This is a genomic window from Mucilaginibacter sabulilitoris (assembly GCF_034262375.1).
GTDB lineage: Bacteria > Bacteroidota > Bacteroidia > Sphingobacteriales > Sphingobacteriaceae > Mucilaginibacter > Mucilaginibacter sabulilitoris.
In genome coordinates, this window is record NZ_CP139558.1 from 4,711,329 (window position 1) to 4,737,142 (window position 25,814).

The following is a 25,814-nucleotide window of genomic DNA, read 5'->3' on the forward strand; positions in this document are numbered from 1 at the left end:
GAAATTACCAAAACCAAACAAAAAAGTCTCTCTGATTTCTCAAGAAGCTTTTCATTTGCTTTATAGCCCGAACAGGACTAAACTCGAACCGCTTTTTAGAGAACTTGCAGACACTGGCTGCGTTATCACCAATTTAACATATCGCAAATCAATACTTAATTTAGATCTTGAGAGCTTTTGGGGATTTGGATTTTTATTTGAAACGTAAAGCTGTCAGCGGGAAATTTATGCTATGTTATGAATTTCGTTAAATTTCGCTGTCCACGCGGCCATATCTTTAATATTCAGACCGTCATCGAAATGAACAGGATCAGGTTTACCAAAGTCGCCACCCCACCGGATGCCTTGAGCCTTCACCTCATTAATAAATCGCCTTACAACTCCCGTGTCTGTCAGCATTCGGGCAGAATTAAAAAAGGCGCCGTCCAGTTCTAAGTTGCAATCAATTGCATGACCGACCATATGATTGCTATGCGTAGCGGGAGTCACAATAGCCCCGGCCACATTGGCGTCAATCCTGAAGGAAGAAGTCACGAATACAGTAATATTAAACTTCTCCGCGATGCTGTTGATCTTGATAAGGGTTGGTTCAAAATCCTCATCAATGGTGCAGTTGTTTTTAAAATTGGATGCTGTGAATTGTTTCATGGTTGACTAAGATTTATGGTGACGATGAAATATTTAATAGTATTAATAAATTGTAGCTGTTAATGGAGAAGCGTTCAAATAAACTAACCCTGAAAAATGGGTATTAATGGCTTATAATCTTAGAAATTTTGTTTAATATAAAGTTAATTTGTTGATTTTCATAGAAATATTAAAAATTTCTTTATAATTAAGAGACAGACGGTAATTTGTGAACTGTTTGAAAACACGTGATGTATTATAAAATAACAATATAAACATAAACAGCTTGAAAATTTGGTTTGAACCCGTTAGGGGCTCTAAGTGTAATCGAGAGCCCCACAGGATTTTTTCGAACCTTTTTCTCGTATCTTTGAAAGATATTGCAGACTTTATTTAAAGTGGTTCGGGCCCAGTCTCAGGAGCCACAATGTGCAAGCACATTTTACGGTCACGCGCACATCTTTTTTTTCACTCTTAACGTGTTGTTAATCTGTAAGATAAGTTGGAGTAAAAAGTCAACGCTATCGGTTTGATGTTGCAGGTTTTCAAAAGTAATTTTTCTGGGCAGATCGAACCGGGATAACGCAGGCTGCGCAAATCGAGCCCGTAATGCTCAAAATAATAACGGCACCAATATTCCTCTGCGCATTTGCTTATCCCGTAAACAGTAACCGGTTCAGTAACGGTATGCTGCGGACAAAATTCCCTTGGCGAGTCAGGCCCGAATACAGCGATACTGCCGAACCAGAAAACCTTGCTCACTTTTTCCTGGCGGGCCACTTCCAGAACATTCAACAAGCCTTTCACATCCCAGGTTTGTTTGGGGAATTGTTCGCCGGTGGCCAATAACATCGCGGCCAGGTGGTAGATCTGCGTCGTACCGCTGGTGTTTACCAGTTTCTTCAGGCCAATCGGTATCCAGCACATCCAGTTGGCAGTAAGGTCCGGACTCACTTAACGCGCCGGTCCGCCGCAGTAACGGATTCCTTGCCATACTTTTCCCTTAACGCGATAACCAGTTCTGTTCCAATCTGCCCGCAAGCGCCGGTCACCAGGATCATTTCATTTTTGTTCATGAAGTCATTGAGCTTATAAATTGGCTGCTAAGGTGACTATTTGAGGATGATAACCGAACGGAAGTCTTATTTTGGTAGTTAACGCTGAATTTGCGGCTTATGACAGTGGAAACTACCAAAGTAAGCAGTATTTCAACCCCGTCACATGATCAATGTTTTGCAAAACAGCGGCAGGCTACCATTTGTCCTATACGGAAACTAAAATTGTACCATGTAATGCTTAAATTTGCAAGATGATAACCATGGAGCAATATGAGGCCCTGAATGAAGCAGAAAAAGCCGGCGCAATTGTGCAGGGGGAATTCCTGGCCGACCGGGAGGAAAACGGTATGATCGTTCAGTTATATAGCCTTGGAAAGATCTATCGAGAGCTCTATTATGACCCGCAGGCTAATAAGGTCCTGCGTTACCGTGCCTTTCAGGACATTCGGCATCTGGCCCCTTACCTCGCCCATATCCGTTTTAACCAAGATTAACCGGCAAAAACAGGAACAACAGCGCAGGTTAACGATTAGTTCCGGAGTAAGAATTCAACAGCTGTAAACCATGAAAAAAATAATACCTTTCCCGGCGGGCAACCCGACATACCGGTGCCCGGAATAAAACCCGGAACTTACACCGGAAGACCTACCTTCACACGCGAACCCGCCCGTTAAACCCGGCAGTCTAAGTTAGCGGTTTCCATAGCCGCTCATAGCAGCCTTACCCTCATATATACCGGAATAGTCAGTTACTTTTGAAATCCTGTAAAAGCTGTGTCTTTACTGCTTCCATATTCTCAGTCATTCGTAGATACACCTTTTCATAATGCTGTATTAACTCGTTTAAAACGACCAGATAATTGCCATATATGTCTTCTCGTTCCTGCGGGAGTGTTCTCCGGATCACTTCGGAGAGGTCAAGGACTTTTAAATACAGTTCATGTGAGGTCTTATTATCATCCAGCATATCTGCGAAATCGTACGGGATATGATAATAAATACCGACGAGGTTATATTTCCAGTTTTCGGTTTGCAGCCTGGACTGGTATCCGTCAAGACGGTCTATCTCCAGTTTGAGGAACTGGAGCGTGACTTCGCTGCGGTAATCCTGCCGGTTCTTCCAATAGGCAATGTTCTTTTTGATCATCGACATGAGCTCTCCATGCATGAAATAAAAGCTTTCACCGATCTCGGCGCGTTTGCCACGGTACTGTTTTTGCAGTTCAAACTGCTGTTTGCGGCGGTCGTTCACATAGCTGAAAAGCCCCGTCATCAATTGGGTCAGCAAGGCACCAAGAAGCCCGGAAAAGGCGCTTAGTATAACAAGGGTTCCTGTGTTCTGCATACAAATACTAACAAAATTAGCAAATATTTCTTTTCCGCAAAACATAAAAAATAATTTAATTATGATTGGCGCCTAAAATAATTATCATTCCTTTGCCAGCGTCAACTCCTACCCTTATACTTTTTCATCAAGGGCTATCGATCAGCACTTTCGTATCCGTTACTCGGACATAAAGCTGGGCAGGAAACTACTTTTTTCTCCATCCACTCGATTTTACAGATATTAGCCCTGCCTTATCACAATCATACCGTAAAACATGCCCCGCTGATTACCTATTGTGTTCATACCAAGGCGCACCGGCTGGAACAGGAAACAGCGAACGTACCCCGAACGGGGATCTATGCGGCATGGAGACCGGCGTACGGGCAGCCGGATGAGACCGCCATTCACAAAGAAGCCAATAAGATCATTGGTAAACTTAATACCATGGAAGTGATCGCCAAAGGTCATTGTCAGGCCTGGATACTGCTGGCGGCGCGATATTATCCGACACCTATACCTTCAACGCAGGCATGGAGTTCCAGAGACAAAATATCTGCACGGAGATCGCCACCGAGGAATTATGCCGCAAGTTAACTGGTTACGAGGGCCCGGAAATAACAGATAGCGTCAAGATCTGGTGCGATACCTATGGCACCCAGCGCACGTATACCAAAGATGACCTGACCATAACCGTACCTTCTCATTATTACAAGATCATCAAATACCTTGACCATACCACTAACCAGGTAGTGACGCTATGTTACTGGATGCCCAATCAGCCTACAGAGCGACGAGCCATGCTCCCGCAGCGGATGGTTGACCATGCGGTATTGGTAAATAATCTTGGATTTGATCCGCAAGTCGTATTTAAAGAATAAAAGCCGGTTGATCGAAAAATGAAACTATCGCTTTCACACACCGCAGCTCAGACCTTTCCCGCACAACGCTTACAATATTTACAATTTTTACAAGCCCTGCAGGGACTGGCACCGACACAGGTCGCTGCTTTGGTATCGCTGGTTGCGGTTACCCGTTTTCAATCGTTTGCGCTGACCAGTGTATAGGCGCCGAGAAACATAATGAACATGTATTTTTTCATGACGGTTTGGGTTGATAACTTAAATTTAAGCAAATAATCCGCAAACTTCAGCGTCGGCGTACTTCTGCCCCATCCCGTTCCGCGGCTTTATAATAGTCCTGGCATTTATTTCTTTTTATCAAGCAAGTATTTATATTTACTTCATAAATCATCTAATACATTACCAATGAGCAACTTCCGAAAATAATCAATATACCAAAAACATATTTTACGGAATGGTAAATATGGCAATCATTATTTACGACGGCGCTATCGATATCAAAATTAAATCTTAAACAAATTAAACAAATATCATGGCTACATTTAAGAGAAAAAACGCCTGGAACCAGAACGGGACATTCAATAATTCCGACCTTTTGTGGTACGCGAAAGGCGTTGGCCTCATGCAATCCCGCGCATTAAATGATAAAAACAGTTGGTGGTTCTTCGCGGCCATTCACGGTTACTACCTCAGCGGGGCCTCTTCCTTTCCTGACTGGGCCCATATTTCAGGTCCGCCAAAAGTACCCTCCAAGCCCAAGCCTTCGGATATCGTCATGAAAAAATACTGGGACCAGTGTCAGCACCAAACCTGGTATTTTCCGCCCTGGCACCGGGGTTACCTGATGGTGCTGGAAAAGCAGGTCAGGGCTGCTATTGTGAAACTGGGCGGCCCAAGTACCTGGGCGTTACCCTACTGGAACTATTTCGGTCCAAATGACGAATATAAAATTCCACCTGCATTTACCCAGCAAACCTTACCAGACGGCAAACCAAATCCGCTTTTTGTCAAACTCCGTTATGGCCCGCAAAAAAACGGGAATATTTATGTACCTATTACTTCGATTTCGCAGAATTGCCAGCGAAATACGGTATACACCGGCAGTAATGCCGCAACCAGCCTGCCTGGCTATGGTGGCCCAAAAACAGGGTTTTCTACAGGAGCCGGTACCAGTGGCAACCTTGAAAACGACCCGCACAACGAGGTGCATACAGCAGTTGGCGGAATTATCAGTAATACAGATTACGGTTTAATGGCAGATCCGGATACCGCGGCGCTTGACCCCATATTTTACCTACATCACTGCAACATAGACCGCATGTGGGCTTCATGGAACGCCGCCGGGAACAACAATCCGGCAGATCCTGCCTGGTTAAATGGTCCAACTGCTGTCGGTGACAGAAAGTTCGTGATGCCACTACCCACTGGCCCTGACTGGTTTTATACGCCTAACGATGTAAAAAGCCTGAGTCAGCTTGACTACGACTATGACAATATTTCAACAGGCATAGCGCCACCATTGGTGAGCCAATTGACCCAGAGATTGTTTAAATTTGGTGTCAACGCAATTGAAACTCAAGACCAAAAAAACATGGACATGGGAGGCGATACCGAATTGATAGGTGCTAACGAAGGTAAACTTCAGTTAAAATCTTCTGGTGCACGTACCACGGTTAAATTTGATGAGGGCGCATGGAAAAAAGTGCCGGCGAGTTTAATGAAGGCTTCTATTAAGAGCGTACCGGATCGTGTATATCTCCAGCTCGAGAACGTTAAAGGCAACATGGATGCTAACCGCCTCACGGTCTCCGTGAACCAAATACTCGCCGGAACTATATCACTATTCGGTCTCCGCAAAGCGTCGAAGAAAGAGAGTCACCATGGCGGCGGACTTACCTTCTTGCTTGATATCACCAATATAATTGACGACCTGCATCTTAATAATGCTTTAAGTTCTGAGTCGCTCGATGTGCTGATCTTGCCGAACAATGAAGTGCCTGAAAAAGCAGAGATCACGATAGGCCGGGTAAGTTTATACCGCGAAGGACAATCATGACTACATCCAGAAAAACCCGCACATTTGTCATTTACGTGATCCTCACCGTGAGCGCGGCATTCTGGGTATTGTTGCTGATGAATTCCGGGAGCACAACTATTGGTCAGCATCTCCCCGTAATTGTGCCGCATTGCCCTATCATTGTTTCAGGGGAATCACCGGTATCGTTGCAGGCTTTGTTGGCCATGAACCCCATCAGCTCATTGATGATCGGTTGGGTATTCATGGTAATGGCGATGATGCTTCCGACACTGATCATCCCGATACTGTATATTTGCGAACGCAGTTTCAAACACCGCCGCCTGCGGTCTGCCTTAATTTTTGCCTTTGGATACGTCGGAATCTGGGTAACTGCGGGCGTAGTAATGATTGCGGTGACCTTTGGATTGCGCCTGTTGATGCCAAAGCTCTATCTGCCCGCTATAGTCATGACGATCGCCGCCCTGGTATGGCAATTTTCACCAATCAAACAGCGTTGTTTGAATAGCGGGCATAACCATAAAGCACTTGCCGCGTTTGGGCTTGCCGCAGATCGTGATGCACTGATATTCGGTGTTCTGCATGGCCTATCATGTGTGGGATCGGGTTGGGCATTGATGTTGTTTCCAATGCTCTTGCCGGTAGGACATCACTTGGTAATGATCGTCATTACCTTAATGATGATCGGTGAACATCTGGAGCATCCACAGCCCCCCCGGTGGCGTTTTAACCTGAGCGGCAAGCTCCTGCGCATCCTGATTGCTCAAATTCAGATCAGGCTAATTACCCAGCTAAATATGCCCCCTGCTTCAAATGCCAATATTCACAATTCCCATAATTAAATACTATATTTTGGCGGAGTATTACCAACCTTATCATGAAATATCTGTTCATTTGCTGCGCCTGCACAGCCCTTTTTTCCCGGCTTGTAAAAAGAGCGGCCAGCCCCAACCCGGCAGCAATAAACCTGATGATTTAGCGGTTATGCTTACGGGTAAATGGAAACAAAGTAAAAACAATACTAAAATATACGGATTAACCGGCGACGCGTTATTGAAATCTTTAGATACCAATTTCAGTAAGCTCGATGCCTTTTATACCACTTATATTACCTATAATAAAGACGATTCCGGTTATTTGACAACCGCACCTTATAAAAAGGCCAGTTCAGACAAACCGTTCGTCGATACCACCTCCTATTTCGACTATAAAATATCGGAACAGGAATAGTCCTCCTGCAGGAAGGTAACGTACTGGAAACGGACCATATCACCCGCCTGACCGGCACTGATCTGGAGGTCATCACCACTTATAACGCGCAGCCAAACTCCGACATGGGGCTTGACCTGAAAACAACCTATAAATTTGTCCTGGGTTCGTATTATTTGAAACAGTGACCTGTCGTTCAAGGCATGATCCATCAATGACGGTTGTTCTTTTTGTTATAAGTGATCTTAAAAATAGATCCTTTTAAGTCATCCGACACATACAAAGAACCGTCAGGCCCCTGTGCCAGGCCTATTGGCCGGTATTCGAATGCCTTAACTGGTTTTTGCAAGTCCTCCCCCGCGAAATTATCAGCGAATATTTCCCAGTTTCCGGATGGCCGCCCGTTGCGGAACCGCACGAAAGCTACGAAATAGCCTTTGTGTAATTGATGAGATTGCCCGTGAAACACAATAAAAGCGCCATTCTGATATCTCTCCGGGAACATGTTACCGGTGTAGAAAAGCAAATCATTTGGCCCGAGATGTGCCGGAAAAGCAACCAGCGGGTCCTGAAACTTTTTATCACCTCCTTTTTTTCCATTTCCGCCATATTCAGGGGCCAGGATATTTTTCTTTTGGACCGGATCATAATAAACAAATGGCCAGCCTGCATCCGAACCCTGGTGCAATTCATACATGGTTTCGGCAGGCAAATCAGCGCTTTGTTCAGGCGTGTAGTACTGGGGAAATTGATCATCAAATTGCCCGCGCCCGTGCTGCATACAATATAGCGCACCGGTGTTGCTGTTCCAATCGATACCAACGGCATTTTTGATTCCGCGCGCATAATGGACCCCGTCCCGATAAGTCTGACCGGGCTTATCCGCCTTAAATTTCCATATTCCCGCTGCCGAATCTAAAATCGGACAGCCTGGCATGCCCTTCCCCGACCCGGCTATCCTGCAATTATCAGAATAAGAGCCGACCGTTACAAAAAGGTTGTTTTGATCATCTATCGCTATTGATTTTGAATTATCCCGGTGCCTGTCTACCAGCCCCTGGACGATCACTTCCGGTTTATCAGGAGAGATCACCTCTCCTTTTTTATCCAGACGGTACCTGTAGACACCGGTATTAGATGCGGAATAAAGCAGGTTTTCTTTGATTTTGATGCCGGTACCCGGGTAATCTCCGAAACCCGTTTTTTTATCGATCAGGCCATCATGATCCGTATCGCTCAGGAAGTAAATTCCCTTCCCGTCTTTTAAAGCATTTAGCTTTACATAAATGTCACCCTGTTCGTTTACAACCAGGTGTCTCAACGCGCCCAGCGAGTCGGCGATAATAGTGGCGGCAAAGCCGGGTGGAAGCTTCAGATTCGTTTGGTGCGCCGCTGTGCGTTTTTTTTCTTTGGTTTTATCATCGTGGCTGCAACCCAGAAAGCTGGCTAAAAGCACGGTTATCGATAAGCTGAAAGTTAAATTTATAAGCTTTTTATTCATGGAAATCTTGTTGCAAAATAATTGTTCAGCATTCACCCGGAATATTTTTCCCGGACCTTCATCGGCAAAGGTGCCAAACAAATCTGTCAAAATACAGTCGGCTCTGTAAAAATTTGATGAATATAACTCAATGAAGCAGGTTCTATAGCTATTTTGAAGGCGCCTTGTTTCATAAACGACCCATAAACCGCGAGAAGTTGGTTAAAAGAAAAAATTAATCATTGGTTACACTTTAATAATATTAAGGAATATTTTTAAAAATGAGATATTTTTTAATGAAGCCTACGGGCGATTTGTATAGTTTTTGACGTAACTTATCTTACCCCAATAATTTAAAAAAACGTTCACAAATATTTTAGGTTGATACCTGCTTAATGCAAGACAAAAAAAGAACAGGCCGCAACTGGCCATAAATAGCTTTGATAAGAATATTTGATTGTTGTAAACCGCCTCTAATGTTAGTAACGCAGTAAAGGTCATTAGCGATTTGGGCGATACTTTAGCTTGGTAGTTATCAACAATAATAAAATACATTACAACCCCTAATGCAAAAACAAACAGTTGATTAGGAAAGCTAAAAAACAAGAAGCTATACCACATGGTCGGGTTAGAAGTAAGTGGGTGTGTTTGGAGTAGATAAAGTACAATTATCCTAAAGAGCAAAGCCAATAATAAAAAGTTAAACGCAACCTTTGTGTTTTTAATATATTTAAATAGCAGAGGCAACAACGCGTAAAATACCATTTCAACCCCTACCGTCCAGCCTCCAGGCCCAACGCTGGTGGCCCAATTTGGCCAAAAACTATTAATGAATAAAATGCTTGCAATTATATGTGCTGTGGTTACGGGGAAGGTCTGACCTGGTAACACGGCATTTTGCCATAAATAATATATTATTGCCCAATAAAACAATGGAGCTATTCTAAATATACGCCGGATAAAAAAGCTTTTAATTGGTTTGACATCTGTATGACTTCTAAGGTGGTATGATCTGAATAATGTAAATGCACTTAAAATAAAAAACCACTGCACTCCGAGGTTACCTTCATCTAATAAGGGAAGCAAATAAGGATGCATCTTAAAAAGTCCAGTACCGTGGTTTTGTGTATGTGAGATAACAATAATTAGAATAGCAATACCACGTAAAGCGTTTATGTAAGGAAGTTTTTTCAACGATATTTGATAGGTTAATGGCAATTTTGAAAGATATAAAATTTGCCATTAAATAAGAGTTAAACACCTATTAAAATATCTTTAAACGTTTTTAAAAGGTCAAAAAAAAACAAGTGGTTTTATTTTTCGTCACATATGGATTTTGCTATTTTATAATAAATCGCATTGATATTTATAAAAAGCAGCAGATTTAATTTGCTATGACTTTTACATATACGGCTAAAACATGCAAAAGTTACCCGGCTTGCTATTCCTGAGGCATACCGGGATGCCGCCAAAAAAACTACAGGCCAGGCAGTGCAGGCTAAAAAAGCATTTCAGTTTAATAAGCAAGCCGGCTTATTACAAACTATTTGTAACCAGAGGAGGCTTGAAGCCGTACAACTGCAAACAACTCTTAGCGGTAGTTACTCTTATATATGCGTTTTTTAATTTTTTTATTTCTTGGGACACTTTTTGTTTTGACCTCTTGCTCCAGCAAACAATATCAATCTCTCTTTGAACAAAATAAAATCCCTCCAGATAGCCTTGTGCAGAAAACTCCATTAAACAACTTTACTTATCGCATAAAACCGCAAGACATACTGCAAATCAGAAATTTACAAAGCGTTAAGTATATCGTTGACGAAGCACCATCTGCAGGGAACATTACTACCGGCGGCAATGCCACTACCGGCCAAACCTATCAGGTTGAAGACGATAGCACCGTGGTCCTGCCCGTTATTGGTCATGTAAAGGTGGTAGGCCTTACCCGCGCCGAAGCGGCAAAACAAATTGAGGCCCTTTACCGTAAAAGCCTTCTTAAAGATCCCATCATCGAATTGAAAATCGTGAACCTGAAGATAACCATGTTAGGGGAAATAAAGGGTCAGGGAAATTACACTTTAACAAAAGACAGAACTACTTTGGTTGAAATGATTGGTGAAGCAGGCGGCCTTACAGAAAAGGCGAATGAAACAAATGTGCAGATTATTCGCGGAGCGCAAACCAATCCTCAGGTAACATTAATTAATCTTAGAGATATCCGGTCCATCAATGACCCGCGTGCTATTCTTCAAAACGGCGATGTTATTTATATAGCTCAAAACAAACGGGCTGTACGTAATGAAAACCTGCAAAACCTGTCAGTTATTACCCAACCGGTATTGCTTTTGCTAAATACCGCCTTAATTATTTTCACGCTCTCTCATCGCTAATGGAAGAAACAGAAAAAACGCAACGGAAGCTACTTACCCAGGAAATTGATTACTTTAAGATCAGCAAAATTTTGCTGAGCAGATGGTATTGGATAGCGGCTTCTGTTGGTTTAACGGTATTGATTTCTTACACCTATTTATGGTATACCCCAAAAACATATGCTTCTTCAGGCACATTAAAAATTGAAGAGAAAAAATCAGAAATATCCGATGTCATAACCGTCATGAGTGTTCCCGAGCGCGGGCCATCAAAAATACAAAGTATCACTACGGTTTTACAGAGCCGCAACCTTATACTGAGCGCTGTAAAAAACCTGGACTACCGCATCAGCTTTTACCTTATGGGCCGTGTACGTACCAGTGAGCTATATCCTTCAAAACCTTTGGATATCGATTTGATCAGGTTTGACAGTTTAAACTTTTACCATGATCAGATTGGTTTTAAATCTGTCAATCAGCAATTATTTGAATTATCGTATACAATCGCCGGTAAAGAGGTTCAGAAAAAATATGCCTATGGCACACCGGTAAACGTGGGCCCTACAAGTTTCACCATAAAATATCCCGGTGTTCTAAGTAAAAACACCACTTACCTGTTCAAATTTAATATTCCTGAAGATTATATAAGCCGTGTAAGAGGTGGTTTGCAAATGGGTGAAACGGCAAAGAACTCCAATATTATCGGCCTGCAGGAAACCGATTCCAACCCGCAATTTGCGGCAGATGTTTTAAACAATATTATGAGTGAGTATGTGCTCTTTGACCGTAATCAAAAAGCACAGTCAGCTTCACAAATGATAGATTTCATTGACAGTCAGCTGTCCTTCCTTTCAAACGAGGTCAAGGGATCCGAAAACTCCATCGAAAAGTATAAGCAAAAATCAAAGATCATTGATGTGGCTACAGCTACAAGCACATCAACCTCCAGGGCTGCTGAAATAGAATCAAACAAGTCGTTGTTGAAAATACAGCTGATAGCGCTTGATCAGCTTAAAGACCAGATTACCAAAGAAACGGATAATGTAAATTTCAATTTCACCAATATCGGGACAAACAACCCGGCTTTAGAGTTATTGGTTACAAGACTGGATAACCTGATACAGGAAAGAAACGCCTTGTTAAAAACATACAACGCCGATTCACAGCCCGTAACAAATATCAACCAGCAGTTATTGCAAATTAAACTAACCGCGCTTACCAGCATAAAAGCCATACGTAACGGCATTGAGAAAAACATGGATTTTCTTAACGAGCAGCTTGCACAGGTTAGCCAGGCCATTATGGCCCTGCCGGTAGCCCAGCGCGATATGGTAAGCCTGCAGCGCGACTTTGAGATTAATGATAAGGTATACTCCTTTTTATCAGAAAAGAAATTAGAAGCCCAGATCAGCAGGGCCGGCATATTGCCCGGTGCCACGATTATTGAGCTCGCGCAGCCCAATTTAGCACCTGTATCCCCTAATGAGCATGATATACACCGTTCCGCCATTATTCTGGGATTGGCCATAGGCCTTGGGTTGATTATTGTTGTACGCGTATTAAACCCTTATATTTATGATAAGGAAACCATTGAAAGTCTTACCACAACCCCCATACTCGGTGTGATCAGGAAATTTCAGGAACCTATGGATGAGAATAACAGCGAAATTTTAGCGCTTATTAAACCTAAGTCCATATTTGCAGAGTCGGTGAGGTCCGTACGAACCAACTTAAACTTCCTATCTTCTGAAAAGCAAAACAAAGTTATATGTGTCACCTCAGAAGTTGCCGGAGAAGGCAAGTCGTTTGTGGCCGTCAATCTGTCGAGTACACTTTCCCTTATCGATAAAAAGGTTATTCTTGTCGGCGCCGATCTGCGGCGCTCCCGGTTACATAAAACCTTTCGGGTTAACAATGACAAGGGATTGAGTAATTACCTGGCGCACCAAATTGAAATGGAGGATATTGTTCTCCATTCAGAGTACCAGAATCTTGATTTTATAACTTCCGGCCCTGTCCCTCCCAACCCTTCGGAATTATTGCACAGTGAAAGGATGCGTACTTTAATTGCCCAGTTGCGGTTAAAGTATGATATCGTAATGATCGATACTGCTCCTATCGGCCTGGTATCCGATGCTATTCCCCTGATCAGGTTGAGCGATGTTAATGTATTTGTGATAAGGTCCGGAAAATCAAAATTTTATGCAGCTTCTATCCCCCAGCGTATAACACAGGAATATCAGCTAAACAATACGGTAATAGTACTTAACGCCTATGAAGAAGAGCCCCTGCACTCGAGGTATTATACTACAAAATTTAGCGGCGATGGTGCTGGTTCCCGTTATTACTATTACTCCGATTATAGTGGATATGAAGGATCCGACTATTATCTGAACGATGATAAAACCAAATGGTGGGAAATGGGGCGATGGTTTAAATAATAAAATATACCATTTAAGATGGAATCAAAAACAAGCGCGGCGATAAAGAGATGGTATCCGGTTTATACAAATCCTCGTGCCGAAAAAAAAACAGTTGAGGTATTAACCGATAAAGGAATTTTAACATATCTCCCACTTCACCGGCAACTCAAACAATGGAGTGACCGTAAAAAATGGGTGGAGGAACCCTTTATTAAATCTTACGTATTTGTAAACATTGCAGAGCACGAGCGGACATCGGTATTAATGACAAAAGGGGTATCGCGTTTTTTATATTTTTCCGGCAAACCTGCTTCGATGCCTGACCGCCAGATCAGCGAATTAAAATTATTGATGGCAAGCTCGTTGGAGCTTGAAATTACGGAGGAGGATCTGCAGGCAGGAGAAAAAATCATTATAAAAGCCGGCCCGTTAAAGGGCCTGACCGGGGAAGTGGTATCACGCCGGTCGCAAAAACAACTGATAGTGAGGCTTGAAAGTATTGGCTGTTCTATTATAGTCCATGTTGCTGCCTCCTTTATTGAGCGTTTTTAGTTAGCATTTATTTTAATCACCGACAAATTCCGGGAGTTATACAAGCCGGAAACAATATAAAACAGAGCTTTATAGTAAATCATAAAGCTCTGTAAAATAATAAGTTACGTGATAAAAATGTGACTTACGCGGCGAAGCTGTGAAAATCCACCAACCATGTGCAGGATAGCAGGAATAATTGATAACCGGCTGCAGCCCGAAGAAATAGACCTAAAAGTAAGGGCCATGTGCCAGGTGTTACAGCATGGCGGGCCTGATGATGAAGGCGTATTTCTTGATCATAGCGCCAATTTGGGATTCGGGCATCGCAGGCTGTCTGTTATTGATCTGAGCAGCAACGGACATCAGCCAATGACCGATAGCGCGCAAAAAACATGCATCACCTTTAATGGTGAAATTTACAACTATCAGGAACTTAAGCGTGATTTGTTAAAACGGGGAGCTGTCTTTAAATCAGGTACAGATACAGAGGTTATCCTATCGGCCTATTTACATTGGGGAACTGCCGCGTTTGCAAAACTGCGGGGTATGTTCGCTTTTGCTTTGTATGATCGTAATCGGCGGCTAACCTACCTTGTACGGGATACTGCCGGAATAAAACCCTTATATTATCTGGCCTGCGCTGGGGCTTTGAGTTTTGCATCAGAGGTGAGAGCATTTTCCGCAGCTGGTATTACCATAGAAAAAGACGACAACTGGCCTATAAGGTTCCTGGCTTATGGTCATATCCCGGAACCATATACGACCTTAAAAGATGTTTTCAGTTTGCCCAAAGGGCATTGTTTATGCTGGAACAATGCTTCATCAACATATAGCATAACTGAATATAGGAAGGCACCGGAAAAAAATCAGGTAAGCAATATTGAGGAAGCACAGCAAATTGTGCGTGACGCCTTAATAAAAAGCATAAGCCGTCAACTAATAGCTGACGCCTCCATAGGCGTATTTTTAAGCGGTGGCATTGATTCAAGCCTGATTACATTGCTTGCGGATCAGCAAAATGAAACTGAGCTGAAAATCGTATCCATATTCTTTAACGAAAAAAGATACGACGAGCAATCATATCAACGCTTAATTCTGAATAAGCTGCAGGGTGAAAGTTTTTCTCACCTGGTACGACAGGAGGATTTTGAAGGATCATTCCCCAGTATTATTGATGCTATGGATATGCCCACTACCGATGGCATAAATAGTTGGTTCATCAGCAAATACGCACGTAAGAATGGTTTAAAAGCTGTCCTGTCCGGTATTGGTGCCGATGAATTATTTGGCGGATATCCGTCTTTTAACCGGATCAGGTACATGAAATACCTGCGCAAAATCGATCCGTCGGTATTTTCCGCTATTACAGGCTTGCTCCCGGACAGGTATAAAAAACTCACTTTCCTGGCCAGCGACCATCCATTGGCTGACCAGCTTTTATTAAGAGGATTATTTCCGCCGGGGGACATTGCGCAACTGCTTGATATAGACACTAAACACATTCGGGATACGCTTTTTGATTCCAGTCCTCTGCCCGCTATGAATTTATACAATGAAGAACATGCGTCATGGCTGGAAACCAACCTGTATATGCAGAACCAATTGCTCAGGGACACCGATGTCATGAGCATGAGCCAGGGTCTGGAAGTCAGGGTACCCTTTTTAGACGAAGATTTCACCAGTGCAGTAGCAGGTATTGATCCTGCCATAAGGTTCAATGCTCAGCAACCAAAAAAACTTTTGATTGACAGCTTCAACGACCTTTTGCCTGCCGAAATATGGAACCGGCCTAAAATGGGTTTCACTTTTCCCCTCCAGCAATGGATGATGCACCACAGGGATATAAATAATACCGAGCACTATAAGGGTAAGACGGCCAAAAATATTATCAAAAAATTCAAAAATAACAAAATGCACTGGTCAAAGATTTTTGCACTTTACCAGATACAGGGTCATGTCTAAAAAGGTAATACTTTTTACTTTACAAACTTTTAGCACTACCGGTGGCATTCAAAAAATGACTCGTACGTTGGGACACTCCCTGTACCAGATCGGTTTGGCAAATAACTGGCATTTTGAACTTTGGTCCGCTTATGACAAACCGGGCGATTTGATGGATCAATACCTGCCCGCGGCAAACTTTAAAGGCTTTAACATCAATAAGGTGAGGTTTGCTTTAAAAGCCATCGGCAGTAAACCTGATGTTATTCTTTTAAGTCACATCAACCTGGCCATCATCGGATTGCTGATTAAACTCATTAATCCCAAATGTAAGATATGGGTAGTAGCGCACGGTATAGAGATCTGGAGACCACTTACATTCATTCAAAAAAGCTTGTTACGGCGCTGTGATAAAATTATCTGCGTAAGTAACTACACCAGGCAGCAAATGATCAGCAGGCATAAAATAACAGAAGATACCTGTGTGGTATTAAACAATGCTGTTGATCCGTTTATGAAACTGCCGCTGACCTTTGAAAAAACACAACATTTACTCGACCGTTACCGACTTAACCATGACCATCCCGTTATTTTTACCTTAACCCGTATGGCAGCAACGGAGAAATATAAGGGATATGAACAGGTAATAAAAGCCATCAGTGAATTAAAAAAACAATTTCCCGGCATAAAGTACATATTATCAGGCAAATATGATCCACTGGAGGATACACGGATCAACAGCCTCATAACCCGTTATGGTTTGTCAGAACAGGTCATACTTACCGGGTTTATTGAAGAGGCAGAGCTTACTGATCATTTTTTACTGGCCGATTTATTTGTTTTACCCAGTAAAAAAGAAGGTTTTGGCATCGTGTTTATCGAAGCCTTAGCCTGTGGACTGCCTGTTATTTGCGGAAATGCCGATGGTAGCGTTGATGCCATTCGTAACGGGGAACTAGGCAAAGCTATTGATACAGATAATCTGGCGGAACTGCACGGGTGTATTGCTGAATACCTGGCAAGACCATTAACACCGACTAAACGAAAACAATTACAGGAGCAATGTTTAGGTTATTTTAATGAAGCGAACTACATCAATAAACTGCAGGAATTATTATACGCATGAATACCTTAACCAACGATAAGGACTGGGATACTGAAATTACCGCGAACAGCAGCTTCTTCGACTTAAAACTTAAGGACGTATGGCATTACCGCGACCTGCTTTTATTATTTGTAAGACGTGATTTCGTCTCCTTTTATAAGCAAACGATATTAGGGCCCGTCTGGTTTTTCGTACAGCCGGTCATCACTATCTTGTTTTATACCCTGGTTTTTGGTAATCTGGCGGGTATACCCGTCGATGGTCTCCCAAAACCATTGTTTTACCTTGCAGGAACCATTGTCTGGAATTATTTCGCAGAATGCCTTACTAAAACGTCCACGGTTTTCCGGGATAGTGCCGGCTTGCTTGGAAAGGTTTATTTTCCGCGCCTAATCATGCCATTAAGTATAGTGCTCTCCAATCTGATAAAATTTGGGGTACAGTTTGTATTGTTCCTGATCCTCTATGTCTTTTATTTGGTTAAAGGTTCCGTTATAATCCCTAATATTTTCATAATAATGCTGCCTCTTTTAATTGTTATGATAGCAGCATTAGGCTTGGGCTTTGGCATGATCATATCTGCCGTAACCACCAAATACCGCGATCTTGCCTTCATCGTATCATTTGGTGTCCCCCTTTTAATGTATACGACGACGGTCATCTTCCCGCTATCAGTTGTTGAAGTAAAATATCCTGCTTACAGCTGGCTAGTAAAATTCAATCCGGTTACAGCCATCATTGAAGCATTCCGGTACGGCTTTTTAGGGCGCGGGACTTTTAGCTGGGAACTCATCGGTTATAGTTTGATAACTACGCTTATCGTATTACTGACCGGCACCGTTATATTCAACCGGGTTGAAAAAACTTTCGTAGATACTGTATAAATGGCCAAAGTAATCAAGGTAGAACATCTTTCCAAAGCCTATCAGTTAGGCGATTTCGGCACAGGTACCATCTCCCGCGATCTGGAGCGTTACTGGGCCAGGATACGGGGTAAAGAGGATCCATTTTTAAAGATAGGTGAAACCAATGACCGCACAACCAAAGGCCATAGTGACATCGTCTGGAGTCTGAAAGATATTAACTTCGAAATTGAACAAGGCGACGCAGTGGGGATTATCGGGCGTAACGGTGCCGGTAAAAGCACATTATTAAAAATATTAAGCAGGGTTACCTCCCCTACCGCCGGTGCTGTAAAGATAAAAGGGCGCGTTGCCAGCTTACTGGAAGTCGGTACCGGTTTTCATCCTGAGTTAAGCGGGCGGGAAAATATTTTTCTGAATGGGGCCATTTTGGGTATGCGCAAAGCGGAAATCAAGCGTAAATTTGATGAAATTGTTGCCTTTTCCGGTGTTGAACGGTACATCGACACCCCGGTTAAAAGATATTCCTCAGGCATGTACGTACGCCTGGCCTTCGCGGTAGCGGCTCACCTGGAATCGGAGATATTGATTGTCGATGAAGTACTCGCCGTCGGCGATGCCGAATTTCAGAAAAAATGCCTGGGGAAGATCGGCGACATCAGTAAAGGCGAGGGTAGAACCGTTTTATTTGTAAGCCATAACCTGGGTGCTGTTCAGAAACTATGCCGAAATATCATACTGATGCACAACGGTGCGATTAACAATATGGGTGAAGCTAATCACATGATCAGCGCTTATCTGCAGGATGTGACACTGAGTAAATCGGTCTACGAAGTCCCATCTCCTGCAAACACCGGGGACATTCCCGGCTATGCGTATAAAATCCAGGTGGAAGATGCCCAAGGGACGGTTATTAACGAAATTGCCGCAGGTACCTTTTGGCAAATCAGGGTATTTTTCAAAATCACAAAAAGGGTAGAACACTTTATCATCGGGCTCGGTTTTACCGCTGCAACGGAAATAAATTTAAGGACAAGCTGGAGCAGGTCCGCAACCCTGGACGAGGGTTATTACCAGGCTGTTTTTAAAGAGGACCGGTTACTGCTCTCAACAGGTGTTTATATGATAAATTTAGGCCTCTCGGTCAGGGAGAAAACATTTCAATATGCTGAAGATGTTGCGGCTATTACTATTTCAGGAATCACAGACGAATTACTGGATCAAAGTATCATCAGAACGAGCGGAACAGGGTTAATACTAAACCCCATGTCCGTAAAAATTATTAATGACAGCAAAGTTTTTCAGTAAAATGTATGATCGTAAGGCCTTTTTAAGCCAGGAGCCTGAAACAAAGAAAGAATTATTGAAACTTTTTAATAAGAAGGACAAACTTCTGATTTTTGACATTGGGGGATGCGAAGGCGAGGATTCTATCCGTTATTCAAGGCTCTTCCCGCAAGCAAAGGTCTGGGTATTTGAGCCGTTACCGGAAAATCAGGAGATCATTAAGACTAACATTGAGGCTTCAAATTTAAAGAACATACAACTTTTTCCGATAGCCTTATCCGATCAAAGGGGATACAGTGATTTTTTTGTATCATCCGGCCGCCCCGATGGCGTTGAGCCGGATACAGACTGGGATTTCGGTAATAAATCCAGTTCGCTGTTAAAACCCGGCGGGGTATTGAACACCTTTACCTGGTTGAACTTTAAATCAGTTATTCAGGTTAAAACCGACACATTACATCATATTTTCGCGGACTATCAAATCGAAGGTATTGATTTTATCCACATGGATGTACAGGGCGCGGAACTCCGTGTTTTAAAAGGCACGAAAGAATATCTAAAGCGCATCAAAGCGATATGGCTGGAGGTTTCCGAAACCCCGCTATACCATAATCAGCCACTGAAAAATGACATTCACGAGTTTATGATAAAAAACAATTTCAAGTTGATTAAAACCGCGGTAAAAGATGGTGCCGGAGACCTGATGTACATCAACTCCTTTTACTTTAAAGCAATAGGTCTGGGGAAGCTACAATTTTTCGTCAGGCAAAAACAGTCCGTTAACCATAAACTCAGCTCACGTGTTTCTTTTTAAAAGAAAAGCACCCGCTTTACTGGGAAGGACCTCTTATTCGCAATGTGGTGAAGACTTGATCATCAAATTCATCTTTGATCAATTGCAAATCCACCATCCGAGTTATATTGATATAGGAGCTCATGACCCTTTTTACTTAAGCAATACGGCGCTATTCTACCAACTTGGCAGTAAAGGTATCAATATAGAACCAGACCCTGCTCTTTTTAAGACGTTTGCCAACCACCGGAAGCACGATATCAACCTCAATATTGGTATAGGCCAGGCATCCGGAGCAGCTAAATTTTATATCATCTCCAACCCAACCCTGAATACTTTTTCAAAAGCGGAGGCTGAAGGTTATTTCCGTGAGGGGCCCTATATCGTAAAAGAAGTTATTGACGTTCCCGTAGAAACCCTGGGCGATATCATTAATCGTTATCACGAGGGAATATTTCCGGACCTGTTAAATCTTGATGCGGAAGGAGTTGATGAACAAATCATACAATCCATCAATTTTCAGCAAAGTATACCTACGGTCATTTGCCTGGAAACGATATCATTTTCATCTTCCGGCAACGGAAAAAAAAACAGGGATTTAATAGATTATGTTACCAAAAATGGCTATCTCGTGTATGCTGATACGTATATCAATACCATTTTTGTCAACAAAGCAGTATGGGCGGCACAACATAAATGATCATCACCAAATTACAAGGGGGCCTCGGCAATCAAATGTTTCAATATGCCGCGGCTAAAGCAGGTACTCAAAGCGGATATGTCTTTTTTGATCGTTCATTTTTAAAAAGACAACCTGTTTCGGGAACAGCATTTACCGCAAGAGCATACGAGCTTTATATTTTCAGGAACATTAAAGGCAAATTTTTAAAGGCCGGCACAGCGGGTCTCTTCACCAGTCGGCACCGAGTGTACAGCATGCTCAGAAGGGGCTTGTCGATCAAGTGTGACCATATTATCCAGACAGAAAAAAACGAATTTGTCGATCTCAGCGGGATAAATAAAGCCCATACCTATTTGGACGGGTATTTTCAAAATGAGCGCTATTTTAAAAATATCCGGGGTCAGCTCCTGGAAGATTTTAATTTTCCTGCGATGATCAATACCGGTGCAAAACAAGCGGTAATGTCTGTGGTCAACCCGGTAAGTATTCATGTCCGGAGGGGAGATTATCTGAAGCCGGCGATCAATGCTTACCATGGTTTGCTTTCGCTGTCCTACTATAAAAAGGCAATGGAAGTTATAGAACAAACAGTAAGCGATCCCCACTATTTCATTTTTTCCGATGATCCCGAATGGTGCAGGGACAGTTTCGGCTTTTTAGGTAGCCGGGCGACGGTTTTGTCCAAAAGAGCTGACCCGCACTGGCAGGACATGTATCTCATGACCTTATGTAAGCATAACATTATCGCAAACAGCAGTTACAGCTGGTGGGCCGCATGGTTAAATAAAAACCCTGATAAAATCGTTACGGCGCCGCAAAAATGGTTTGTGGACCATGATGCGCAAATTACCCCGCAGGAATGGATAAAGCTTTAGTTTCGATCATCATGCCGGCTTACAATGCGGAACAGTTCATTTTTGAAAGTATCGAAAGCGTGATCCGTCAAACCTATGCCTATTGGGAACTGATTGTTGTTGATGATGGTTCTACAGACCATACCGCCGGTATCATACAACAATTTGCCGCTATTGATGCCCGGATAATCTATTTATATCAGGAAAACGCCAAACAGGGGAAAGCCAGGAATCATGGAATCAGCAAAAGCCGTGGTGACTATGTGGCATTTCTTGATGCTGACGATAAATGGGAAAAGAGCAAACTAAGTATGCAAATGGGTATCCTGTCCGCGCATCATCAGCTTGATCTTATTTTCTCACAAGGCTACTTTCTCCAGGATAGTGATGTCCGTAACTTTGATGTTAACGTACAGGAAACCTGGGATTGTAACTCCGTAAAAGATTTCTTATATCACAATCAAATCCCAATCCTTTCTGTAATTGTCAAAAGAAGTGCGCTTTTAAAGGTAGGCGGATTTACGGAGCAACCGGCGATCCAAAATATCGAAGATTATCATTTATGGATAAAACTGCTCCTGGCGGGCAGTATATTCCGGTCGGTTGCCCATAGGTTATTTTATTATCGAATTCACCCGCAACAGTCTACCTTTGGAAACACCGATAGTCGATTGCTTTTTTTCAATCTGTATGAGGATATCTATTATTATTACGCCGATGACCGGCAAAAGCCAATATTTATGGACAAGATCCGCTGGTTTATTTTCCATACAGAATACTACAGCCGGTGCCTGCTGGTTTATTCCTTTTATCTGAATAAAAAGAGATGGCGGGTGATCGCCGTGGCCATGGAGAAACTATTTAACAGGCCCAGCGCTTTGAATCAGAAAATCCTATTCAAACTCCTGTCTTGGGGATCAAGTCAATGAAGGTAGCCTATAAAGTCTCGGTGGTCATCTGTGTATTTAATGAAGGAAGGAAGTTATTAGATGCGTTAAGATCACTCTGCGCGAATAAAATTATTGAACAAACAGAGGTTATCATTGTTGACGATTGTTCAACAGATCCCGAAACCCGGAGGTTGCTTACACTGTTAACAAAACATACCCGGTACCACATCGTTTGCAGCCCTGTTAACCTCGGCCTGTCACATTCCCGGAATTTAGGTTTTGAAAATGCCTCAACACCGTATGTTTTACCTTTGGACGCTGATGATACCTTTCCACCGGAAGCCATAGATATCATTTATCAGGCTTTCCTGGACCACCCGGAGGCTGGCTTTATCGCAGGTAATTATCTTTTGAATAAACCGGGTAAGAATCAGGCAACCGTTGTTGATTGCAGCATGATCGCTACGAATGAGCTCATTGATATCAAAAAGTTAGCCGGTCATTGGAGCCTTTTGGGAACCAGTCCTTGCAAGAAAGCTACCTGGGAGCTTGTTAACGGGTACGCCCTTAAATATTCCTATTCCGTTCAGGATGTCGATTTTTGGATACGGGTATTGAAAAAAGGCATCATCGGCCATTATCTGGATCAAATCATCTATTCCTGGAACCAATCTGCCTCGGGAATGAATATGAATTTTGACCGTATAGATATGACCAGGTTACTGGAAGATCACCGTGATTTTTATCGGTTAATTTATACCGACCATTATGTAAACAATGCCATTTTCGAAGCTTATTATCCCTATAAAGAACCTGATGTCCTGATGGCCGTTGGAAAGAAATATTTTTTTCAGCTTCGCCCTATAAACAAATTGCGCACGATCGCATTTTTTATTAAAACTTACCTGACAAAACTGTCTGCTTTATAAAGTCTGTACATGATCTCCATCATCATTCCCACTTATAATGCAGCTCATACCTTAGAACGGTGCTTATCCAGCATCGTTAATCAAACGTTCTCCGACATGGAGGTGTGGCTGATTGACGGAATTTCTACAGACCATACCCTGGATATTGTCAAAAGGTTTCAGTCCCGCTATGCCGGTATCCATTTAATTTCTGAACAGGACAAAGGGATCTACGATGCGATGAACAAAGGAATAGCATATTGCAAAGGAGACTGGTTATATTTTTTGGGGGCCGACGACGAATTGTATGGTTCCGATGTCCTTGAGGAGGTTAACCGCATCATGCTTAGCGGAGGGTCCAGGGTGATTTATGGCAATGTCATGATGCGGGGCCATAACCAGTGGAACCTTAATGAGGTCGTTTTTGACGGTAAGTATGACCTGGATAAGATCGTCAACACCAATATCTGTCACCAGGCAATTTTTTATCATAAAAGTATATTCAGCGAATTCGGCTTGTACAATTTGAACTATATAACCGGAGCGGATCACGATTTTAACCTCAGATGTTATGCCCGTGTTCCTTTTACTTATGCAGATATCATCGTGGCCAACTTCCACGTTGGCGGGCACAGCACGCACGTGCAGGATGATGAATTTCACAAAGAAAGGGGCGCGATGTTACTTAAATACTTTCGAAGACGCTTATTCAGCGGGGCATTTGTCAATTCCCGTTTATACATTCAAAGGGCCGCGTTAAGCGCCGGTTCCCCGCTGGGACTGAAGGACAGGCTCATCTGTTTAGCAGCTTACATCAATTTAAAGGTTCGTTCACTGCTAACCTGAGCATTATTATAAATATGTTTAAAACGCCCATTCTGTTATTGATTTTTAATCGGCCGGATACTACCGAAAAAGTTTTTAACGAAATTCGCAGATTACAACCCGCGGCTTTGTACATAGCCGCCGACGGGCCGAGAGAAGGCAAAACGGAGGATATCGAACGCTGCAAAAAATGCCGCGAAATCGTCATGAATAACCTGGACTGGGATTGTGAGGTAAATACGCTTTTTAACGACACAAATCTCGGATGTGGCGCCGCGCCGGCCAGCGCCATCTCCTGGTTTTTTGAACATGTTGAACGGGGGATCATCTTAGAGGACGATATATTACCCGATCCATCATTCTTTAATTTTTGCCAGGAAATGCTGATACGTTATGAAAATACACCTGATGTGATGCACATTAGCGGCTGCTATTTTTTACAGGACTTTTTACCTGCAGATCAGGAGCAAAGCTATTATTTCACCAGACATATACATGTCTGGGGCTGGGCAACCTGGCGACGGGCATGGCAATATTATGATTATGACATGGCGGAGTGGGACCGGTTTAACTCAGATGAAGCGCTAAGTGATTATTATGGTCCTTACTATATTTTTTGGAAAACCCTTTTTGCAAACATGCTCCATAAGGGCAATGATATATGGGATTACCAGTGGATGTTTGCCATTTACAAGAAAAATGGCGTAGCTATTAATCCGGCGGCAAATTTGGTTCAAAACCTTGGCTTCGGCGAAAATGCTACGCATACCACCGATTCCGAATCAATTTATACCCGGGTCAGGCTTCAAACTATTTCGGAACTGGCCCATACACCGATGAAAAGTATTGACCTGAAAAAAGACAGCTTATATTATCAGCATTACCTTCATTTTGATCTGCAGGCCGAGCACAATAAACAAAAAGCCTTATGGAAATTTATAAACCGTTTAAGAAAATTAAAAGCAAGATTTCAGAAAGGCTGAAAGCGGATCAATTTCTTTCCAACAGTGAGAAGAAAAAGCTGAGACGCCTGAAAAGATATGAACCGGCTAAAATTATATTTTTAAAAAAGGAACTGCGTATTGTAGATTCCCTGACATTTCTCCATTCCTACTCGGAAATATTCATCAACAAGATCTATAAATTTGCTACGGTACAGGAGGCCCCGGTTATCATTGACTGCGGTGCAAATATCGGACTGGCAACTATTTACTTTCAATTAAACTTCCCGGGAGCCCGTATCGTAGCCTTCGAGCCGGATCCTGATATTTATGAGGTTTTAAATCAGAACATAGCCGCTTTCGCGTTCAAAGATGTCGTTTGTAAAAATGAAGCGGTATCCAACCGGGATGGTTTATTAAGCTTTTGGCCCGAGGGTGGCCATTCAGGCATGCTGGCCCCCCCTACAGATGAATTGAAATCGGTAATGGTGAAAGCCATCCGGCTCAGAGATTTTTTACGCCAATACCCGCGGATAACCTTTTTAAAAATCGACATTGAAGGCGAAGAAATAAATGTCATTCCGGACATAGCGGATGAATTAAAAAAAGTGGATTACTTATTCCTGGAATATCACGCTTTTATCGGCAAGGAACAACAACTGGATCGGCTGTTGCAATATATTACCCGTGCGGGATTGCGTTATTATATCAAGGAGGCTGCCGATAAACCGCTTCCGTTCATCTACAGGGAGCTGTTTTTAAATATGGAAATGCTGGTCAATATATTCTGCTACAGAAATTAAG

The 25,814-nt window shown here is 42.7% G+C and carries 28 protein-coding genes; 21 read left to right on the plus strand and 7 right to left on the minus strand.

Annotation, left to right across the window (positions count from 1 at the left end):
- Window positions 1-225: 225 nt before the first annotated feature.
- The 3 genes from SNE25_RS20060 to SNE25_RS20070 form a co-directional block, all read right to left on the minus strand.
- Entirely contained in the window at window positions 226-648 is a 423-nt protein-coding gene (locus tag SNE25_RS20060) for a M15 family metallopeptidase (RefSeq protein ID WP_321560781.1), read from the minus strand.
- A 453-nt stretch (window positions 649-1,101) separates the two neighbouring features.
- On the minus strand, window positions 1,102-1,554 hold the full coding sequence (locus SNE25_RS20065) for an NAD-dependent epimerase/dehydratase family protein (protein ID WP_321560782.1): 453 nt from the start codon (window positions 1,552-1,554) through the stop codon (window positions 1,102-1,104).
- Window positions 1,555-1,577: 23 nt separating this feature from the next.
- Window positions 1,578-1,703, minus strand: a complete 126-nt coding sequence (locus tag SNE25_RS20070; RefSeq protein ID WP_321560783.1) for a hypothetical protein — start codon at window positions 1,701-1,703, stop codon at window positions 1,578-1,580.
- Between the two features lie 233 nt (window positions 1,704-1,936).
- Here SNE25_RS20070 and SNE25_RS20075 point away from each other — a divergent pair, with 233 nt between their 5' ends.
- Window positions 1,937-2,179, plus strand: a complete 243-nt coding sequence (locus tag SNE25_RS20075) for a hypothetical protein (protein ID WP_321560784.1) — start codon at window positions 1,937-1,939, stop codon at window positions 2,177-2,179.
- A 250-nt stretch (window positions 2,180-2,429) separates the two neighbouring features.
- Here SNE25_RS20075 and SNE25_RS20080 read toward each other — a convergent pair whose 3' ends face one another.
- Together SNE25_RS20080 and SNE25_RS20085 are read right to left on the minus strand one after the other, a co-directional pair.
- Window positions 2,430-3,029, minus strand: coding sequence for a hypothetical protein (locus tag SNE25_RS20080; protein ID WP_321560785.1), 600 nt, complete (start codon window positions 3,027-3,029; stop codon window positions 2,430-2,432).
- A 222-nt stretch (window positions 3,030-3,251) separates the two neighbouring features.
- Window positions 3,252-3,479, minus strand: coding sequence for a hypothetical protein (locus SNE25_RS20085; RefSeq protein ID WP_321560786.1), 228 nt, complete (start codon window positions 3,477-3,479; stop codon window positions 3,252-3,254).
- On the opposite strand from SNE25_RS20085, the gene SNE25_RS20090 reads away from it, so the two are divergent.
- From SNE25_RS20090 to SNE25_RS20110, 5 genes are all read left to right on the plus strand, one after another.
- Window positions 3,479-3,889 (plus strand): DNA/RNA non-specific endonuclease, encoded by a 411-nt coding sequence (locus SNE25_RS20090; protein ID WP_321560787.1) that lies wholly within the window; start codon window positions 3,479-3,481, stop codon window positions 3,887-3,889. The two genes, SNE25_RS20085 and SNE25_RS20090, sit on opposite strands and share 1 nt — an antisense overlap.
- An 18-nt stretch (window positions 3,890-3,907) precedes the next feature.
- The gene (locus SNE25_RS20095) at window positions 3,908-4,075 is read left to right on the plus strand and encodes a hypothetical protein (RefSeq protein ID WP_321560788.1); all 168 of its coding nucleotides are present in this window, start codon (window positions 3,908-3,910) and stop codon (window positions 4,073-4,075) included.
- 328 nt (window positions 4,076-4,403) lie between these two features.
- A complete protein-coding gene (locus SNE25_RS20100; protein WP_321560789.1) occupies window positions 4,404-5,927 on the plus strand; it encodes a tyrosinase family protein in 1,524 nt (507 codons plus the stop codon).
- Window positions 5,924-6,748: a copper chaperone gene (locus tag SNE25_RS20105; protein ID WP_321560790.1), complete on the plus strand. Its 825-nt coding sequence runs from the start codon at window positions 5,924-5,926 to the stop codon at window positions 6,746-6,748. The genes SNE25_RS20100 and SNE25_RS20105 overlap by 4 nt, the downstream gene beginning before the upstream one ends.
- A 10-nt stretch (window positions 6,749-6,758) precedes the next feature.
- On the plus strand, window positions 6,759-7,136 hold the full coding sequence (locus SNE25_RS20110) for a hypothetical protein (RefSeq protein WP_321560791.1): 378 nt from the start codon (window positions 6,759-6,761) through the stop codon (window positions 7,134-7,136).
- A 190-nt stretch (window positions 7,137-7,326) separates the two neighbouring features.
- On the opposite strand, the gene SNE25_RS20115 is transcribed toward SNE25_RS20110, so the two are convergent.
- Both SNE25_RS20115 and SNE25_RS20120 read right to left on the minus strand, forming a co-directional pair.
- On the minus strand, window positions 7,327-8,706 hold the full coding sequence (locus SNE25_RS20115) for a PQQ-dependent sugar dehydrogenase (protein ID WP_321560792.1): 1,380 nt from the start codon (window positions 8,704-8,706) through the stop codon (window positions 7,327-7,329).
- 192 nt (window positions 8,707-8,898) lie between these two features.
- Window positions 8,899-9,789: an acyltransferase family protein gene (locus tag SNE25_RS20120; protein ID WP_321560793.1), complete on the minus strand. Its 891-nt coding sequence runs from the start codon at window positions 9,787-9,789 to the stop codon at window positions 8,899-8,901.
- Window positions 9,790-10,319: 530 nt separating this feature from the next.
- Between SNE25_RS20120 and SNE25_RS20125 the strand changes: the two genes are divergently transcribed.
- From SNE25_RS20125 to SNE25_RS20195, 15 genes are all read left to right on the plus strand, one after another.
- Window positions 10,320-10,985, plus strand: a complete 666-nt coding sequence (locus tag SNE25_RS20125) for a polysaccharide biosynthesis/export family protein (protein WP_321560794.1) — start codon at window positions 10,320-10,322, stop codon at window positions 10,983-10,985.
- On the plus strand, window positions 10,985-13,405 hold the full coding sequence (locus tag SNE25_RS20130; protein ID WP_321560795.1) for a GumC family protein: 2,421 nt from the start codon (window positions 10,985-10,987) through the stop codon (window positions 13,403-13,405). The genes SNE25_RS20125 and SNE25_RS20130 overlap by 1 nt, the downstream gene beginning before the upstream one ends.
- 18 nt (window positions 13,406-13,423) lie before the next feature.
- Window positions 13,424-13,939, plus strand: coding sequence for a UpxY family transcription antiterminator (locus SNE25_RS20135; protein ID WP_321560796.1), 516 nt, complete (start codon window positions 13,424-13,426; stop codon window positions 13,937-13,939).
- A 156-nt stretch (window positions 13,940-14,095) separates the two neighbouring features.
- Window positions 14,096-15,883, plus strand: coding sequence for an asparagine synthase (glutamine-hydrolyzing) (gene asnB / locus SNE25_RS20140; RefSeq protein ID WP_321560797.1), 1,788 nt, complete (start codon window positions 14,096-14,098; stop codon window positions 15,881-15,883).
- Complete coding sequence (locus tag SNE25_RS20145; protein WP_321560798.1) at window positions 15,876-16,988, plus strand: glycosyltransferase family 4 protein; 1,113 nt, start codon at window positions 15,876-15,878, stop codon at window positions 16,986-16,988. The genes asnB and SNE25_RS20145 overlap by 8 nt, the downstream gene beginning before the upstream one ends.
- A complete protein-coding gene (locus SNE25_RS20150) occupies window positions 16,985-17,851 on the plus strand; it encodes an ABC transporter permease (protein ID WP_321560799.1) in 867 nt (288 codons plus the stop codon). The genes SNE25_RS20145 and SNE25_RS20150 overlap by 4 nt, the downstream gene beginning before the upstream one ends.
- Window positions 17,852-19,138 (plus strand): ABC transporter ATP-binding protein, encoded by a 1,287-nt coding sequence (locus tag SNE25_RS20155; RefSeq protein ID WP_321560800.1) that lies wholly within the window; start codon window positions 17,852-17,854, stop codon window positions 19,136-19,138.
- Entirely contained in the window at window positions 19,116-19,931 is an 816-nt protein-coding gene (locus SNE25_RS20160; protein WP_321560801.1) for an FkbM family methyltransferase, read from the plus strand. The genes SNE25_RS20155 and SNE25_RS20160 overlap by 23 nt, the downstream gene beginning before the upstream one ends.
- On the plus strand, window positions 19,918-20,610 hold the full coding sequence (locus SNE25_RS20165; RefSeq protein WP_321560802.1) for an FkbM family methyltransferase: 693 nt from the start codon (window positions 19,918-19,920) through the stop codon (window positions 20,608-20,610). Before SNE25_RS20160 ends, SNE25_RS20165 begins: the two co-directional genes overlap by 14 nt.
- Complete coding sequence (locus tag SNE25_RS20170) at window positions 20,607-21,467, plus strand: alpha-1,2-fucosyltransferase (RefSeq protein ID WP_321560803.1); 861 nt, start codon at window positions 20,607-20,609, stop codon at window positions 21,465-21,467. The genes SNE25_RS20165 and SNE25_RS20170 overlap by 4 nt, the downstream gene beginning before the upstream one ends.
- Window positions 21,452-22,375 (plus strand): glycosyltransferase family 2 protein, encoded by a 924-nt coding sequence (locus SNE25_RS20175; protein ID WP_321560804.1) that lies wholly within the window; start codon window positions 21,452-21,454, stop codon window positions 22,373-22,375. Before SNE25_RS20170 ends, SNE25_RS20175 begins: the two co-directional genes overlap by 16 nt.
- Window positions 22,357-23,265: a glycosyltransferase family 2 protein gene (locus tag SNE25_RS20180; protein WP_321560805.1), complete on the plus strand. Its 909-nt coding sequence runs from the start codon at window positions 22,357-22,359 to the stop codon at window positions 23,263-23,265. The genes SNE25_RS20175 and SNE25_RS20180 overlap by 19 nt, the downstream gene beginning before the upstream one ends.
- A gap of 9 nt (window positions 23,266-23,274) precedes the next feature.
- Window positions 23,275-24,090 (plus strand): glycosyltransferase family 2 protein, encoded by an 816-nt coding sequence (locus SNE25_RS20185; protein WP_321560806.1) that lies wholly within the window; start codon window positions 23,275-23,277, stop codon window positions 24,088-24,090.
- Between the two features lie 14 nt (window positions 24,091-24,104).
- Window positions 24,105-25,052 carry a nucleotide-diphospho-sugar transferase gene (locus SNE25_RS20190; protein ID WP_321560807.1) on the plus strand — a complete coding sequence of 316 codons (948 nt, stop codon included), beginning with the start codon at window positions 24,105-24,107 and terminating at the stop codon, window positions 25,050-25,052.
- Window positions 24,998-25,813, plus strand: coding sequence for an FkbM family methyltransferase (locus tag SNE25_RS20195; protein WP_321560808.1), 816 nt, complete (start codon window positions 24,998-25,000; stop codon window positions 25,811-25,813). The genes SNE25_RS20190 and SNE25_RS20195 overlap by 55 nt, the downstream gene beginning before the upstream one ends.
- The last annotated feature ends 1 nt before the right edge of the window (window position 25,814 follow it).

Bases quoted from the DNA above. Each gene is read 5' to 3' on its own strand.
- SNE25_RS20130 (WP_321560795.1), top strand. From the start codon at position 10,985: ATGGAAGAAACAGAAAAAACGCAACGGAAGCTACTTACCCAGGAAATT.
- SNE25_RS20075 (WP_321560784.1), top strand. From the start codon at position 1,937: ATGATAACCATGGAGCAATATGAGGCCCTGAATGAAGCAGAAAAAGCC.
- SNE25_RS20080 (WP_321560785.1), bottom strand. From the start codon at position 3,029: ATGCAGAACACAGGAACCCTTGTTATACTAAGCGCCTTTTCCGGGCTT.
- SNE25_RS20065 (WP_321560782.1), bottom strand. From the start codon at position 1,554: ATGTGCTGGATACCGATTGGCCTGAAGAAACTGGTAAACACCAGCGGT.
- SNE25_RS20060 (WP_321560781.1), bottom strand. From the start codon at position 648: ATGAAACAATTCACAGCATCCAATTTTAAAAACAACTGCACCATTGAT.
- SNE25_RS20105 (WP_321560790.1), top strand. From the start codon at position 5,924: ATGACTACATCCAGAAAAACCCGCACATTTGTCATTTACGTGATCCTC.
- SNE25_RS20135 (WP_321560796.1), top strand. From the start codon at position 13,424: ATGGAATCAAAAACAAGCGCGGCGATAAAGAGATGGTATCCGGTTTAT.
- SNE25_RS20145 (WP_321560798.1), top strand. From the start codon at position 15,876: ATGTCTAAAAAGGTAATACTTTTTACTTTACAAACTTTTAGCACTACC.
- asnB (WP_321560797.1), top strand. From the start codon at position 14,096: ATGTGCAGGATAGCAGGAATAATTGATAACCGGCTGCAGCCCGAAGAA.
- SNE25_RS20175 (WP_321560804.1), top strand. From the start codon at position 21,452: ATGGATAAAGCTTTAGTTTCGATCATCATGCCGGCTTACAATGCGGAA.
- SNE25_RS20070 (WP_321560783.1), bottom strand. From the start codon at position 1,703: ATGAACAAAAATGAAATGATCCTGGTGACCGGCGCTTGCGGGCAGATT.
- SNE25_RS20095 (WP_321560788.1), top strand. From the start codon at position 3,908: ATGAAACTATCGCTTTCACACACCGCAGCTCAGACCTTTCCCGCACAA.
- SNE25_RS20100 (WP_321560789.1), top strand. From the start codon at position 4,404: ATGGCTACATTTAAGAGAAAAAACGCCTGGAACCAGAACGGGACATTC.
- SNE25_RS20170 (WP_321560803.1), top strand. From the start codon at position 20,607: ATGATCATCACCAAATTACAAGGGGGCCTCGGCAATCAAATGTTTCAA.
- SNE25_RS20155 (WP_321560800.1), top strand. From the start codon at position 17,852: ATGGCCAAAGTAATCAAGGTAGAACATCTTTCCAAAGCCTATCAGTTA.
- SNE25_RS20195 (WP_321560808.1), top strand. From the start codon at position 24,998: ATGGAAATTTATAAACCGTTTAAGAAAATTAAAAGCAAGATTTCAGAA.
- SNE25_RS20160 (WP_321560801.1), top strand. From the start codon at position 19,116: ATGACAGCAAAGTTTTTCAGTAAAATGTATGATCGTAAGGCCTTTTTA.
- SNE25_RS20185 (WP_321560806.1), top strand. From the start codon at position 23,275: ATGATCTCCATCATCATTCCCACTTATAATGCAGCTCATACCTTAGAA.
- SNE25_RS20150 (WP_321560799.1), top strand. From the start codon at position 16,985: ATGAATACCTTAACCAACGATAAGGACTGGGATACTGAAATTACCGCG.
- SNE25_RS20190 (WP_321560807.1), top strand. From the start codon at position 24,105: ATGTTTAAAACGCCCATTCTGTTATTGATTTTTAATCGGCCGGATACT.
- SNE25_RS20085 (WP_321560786.1), bottom strand. From the start codon at position 3,479: ATGACCTTTGGCGATCACTTCCATGGTATTAAGTTTACCAATGATCTT.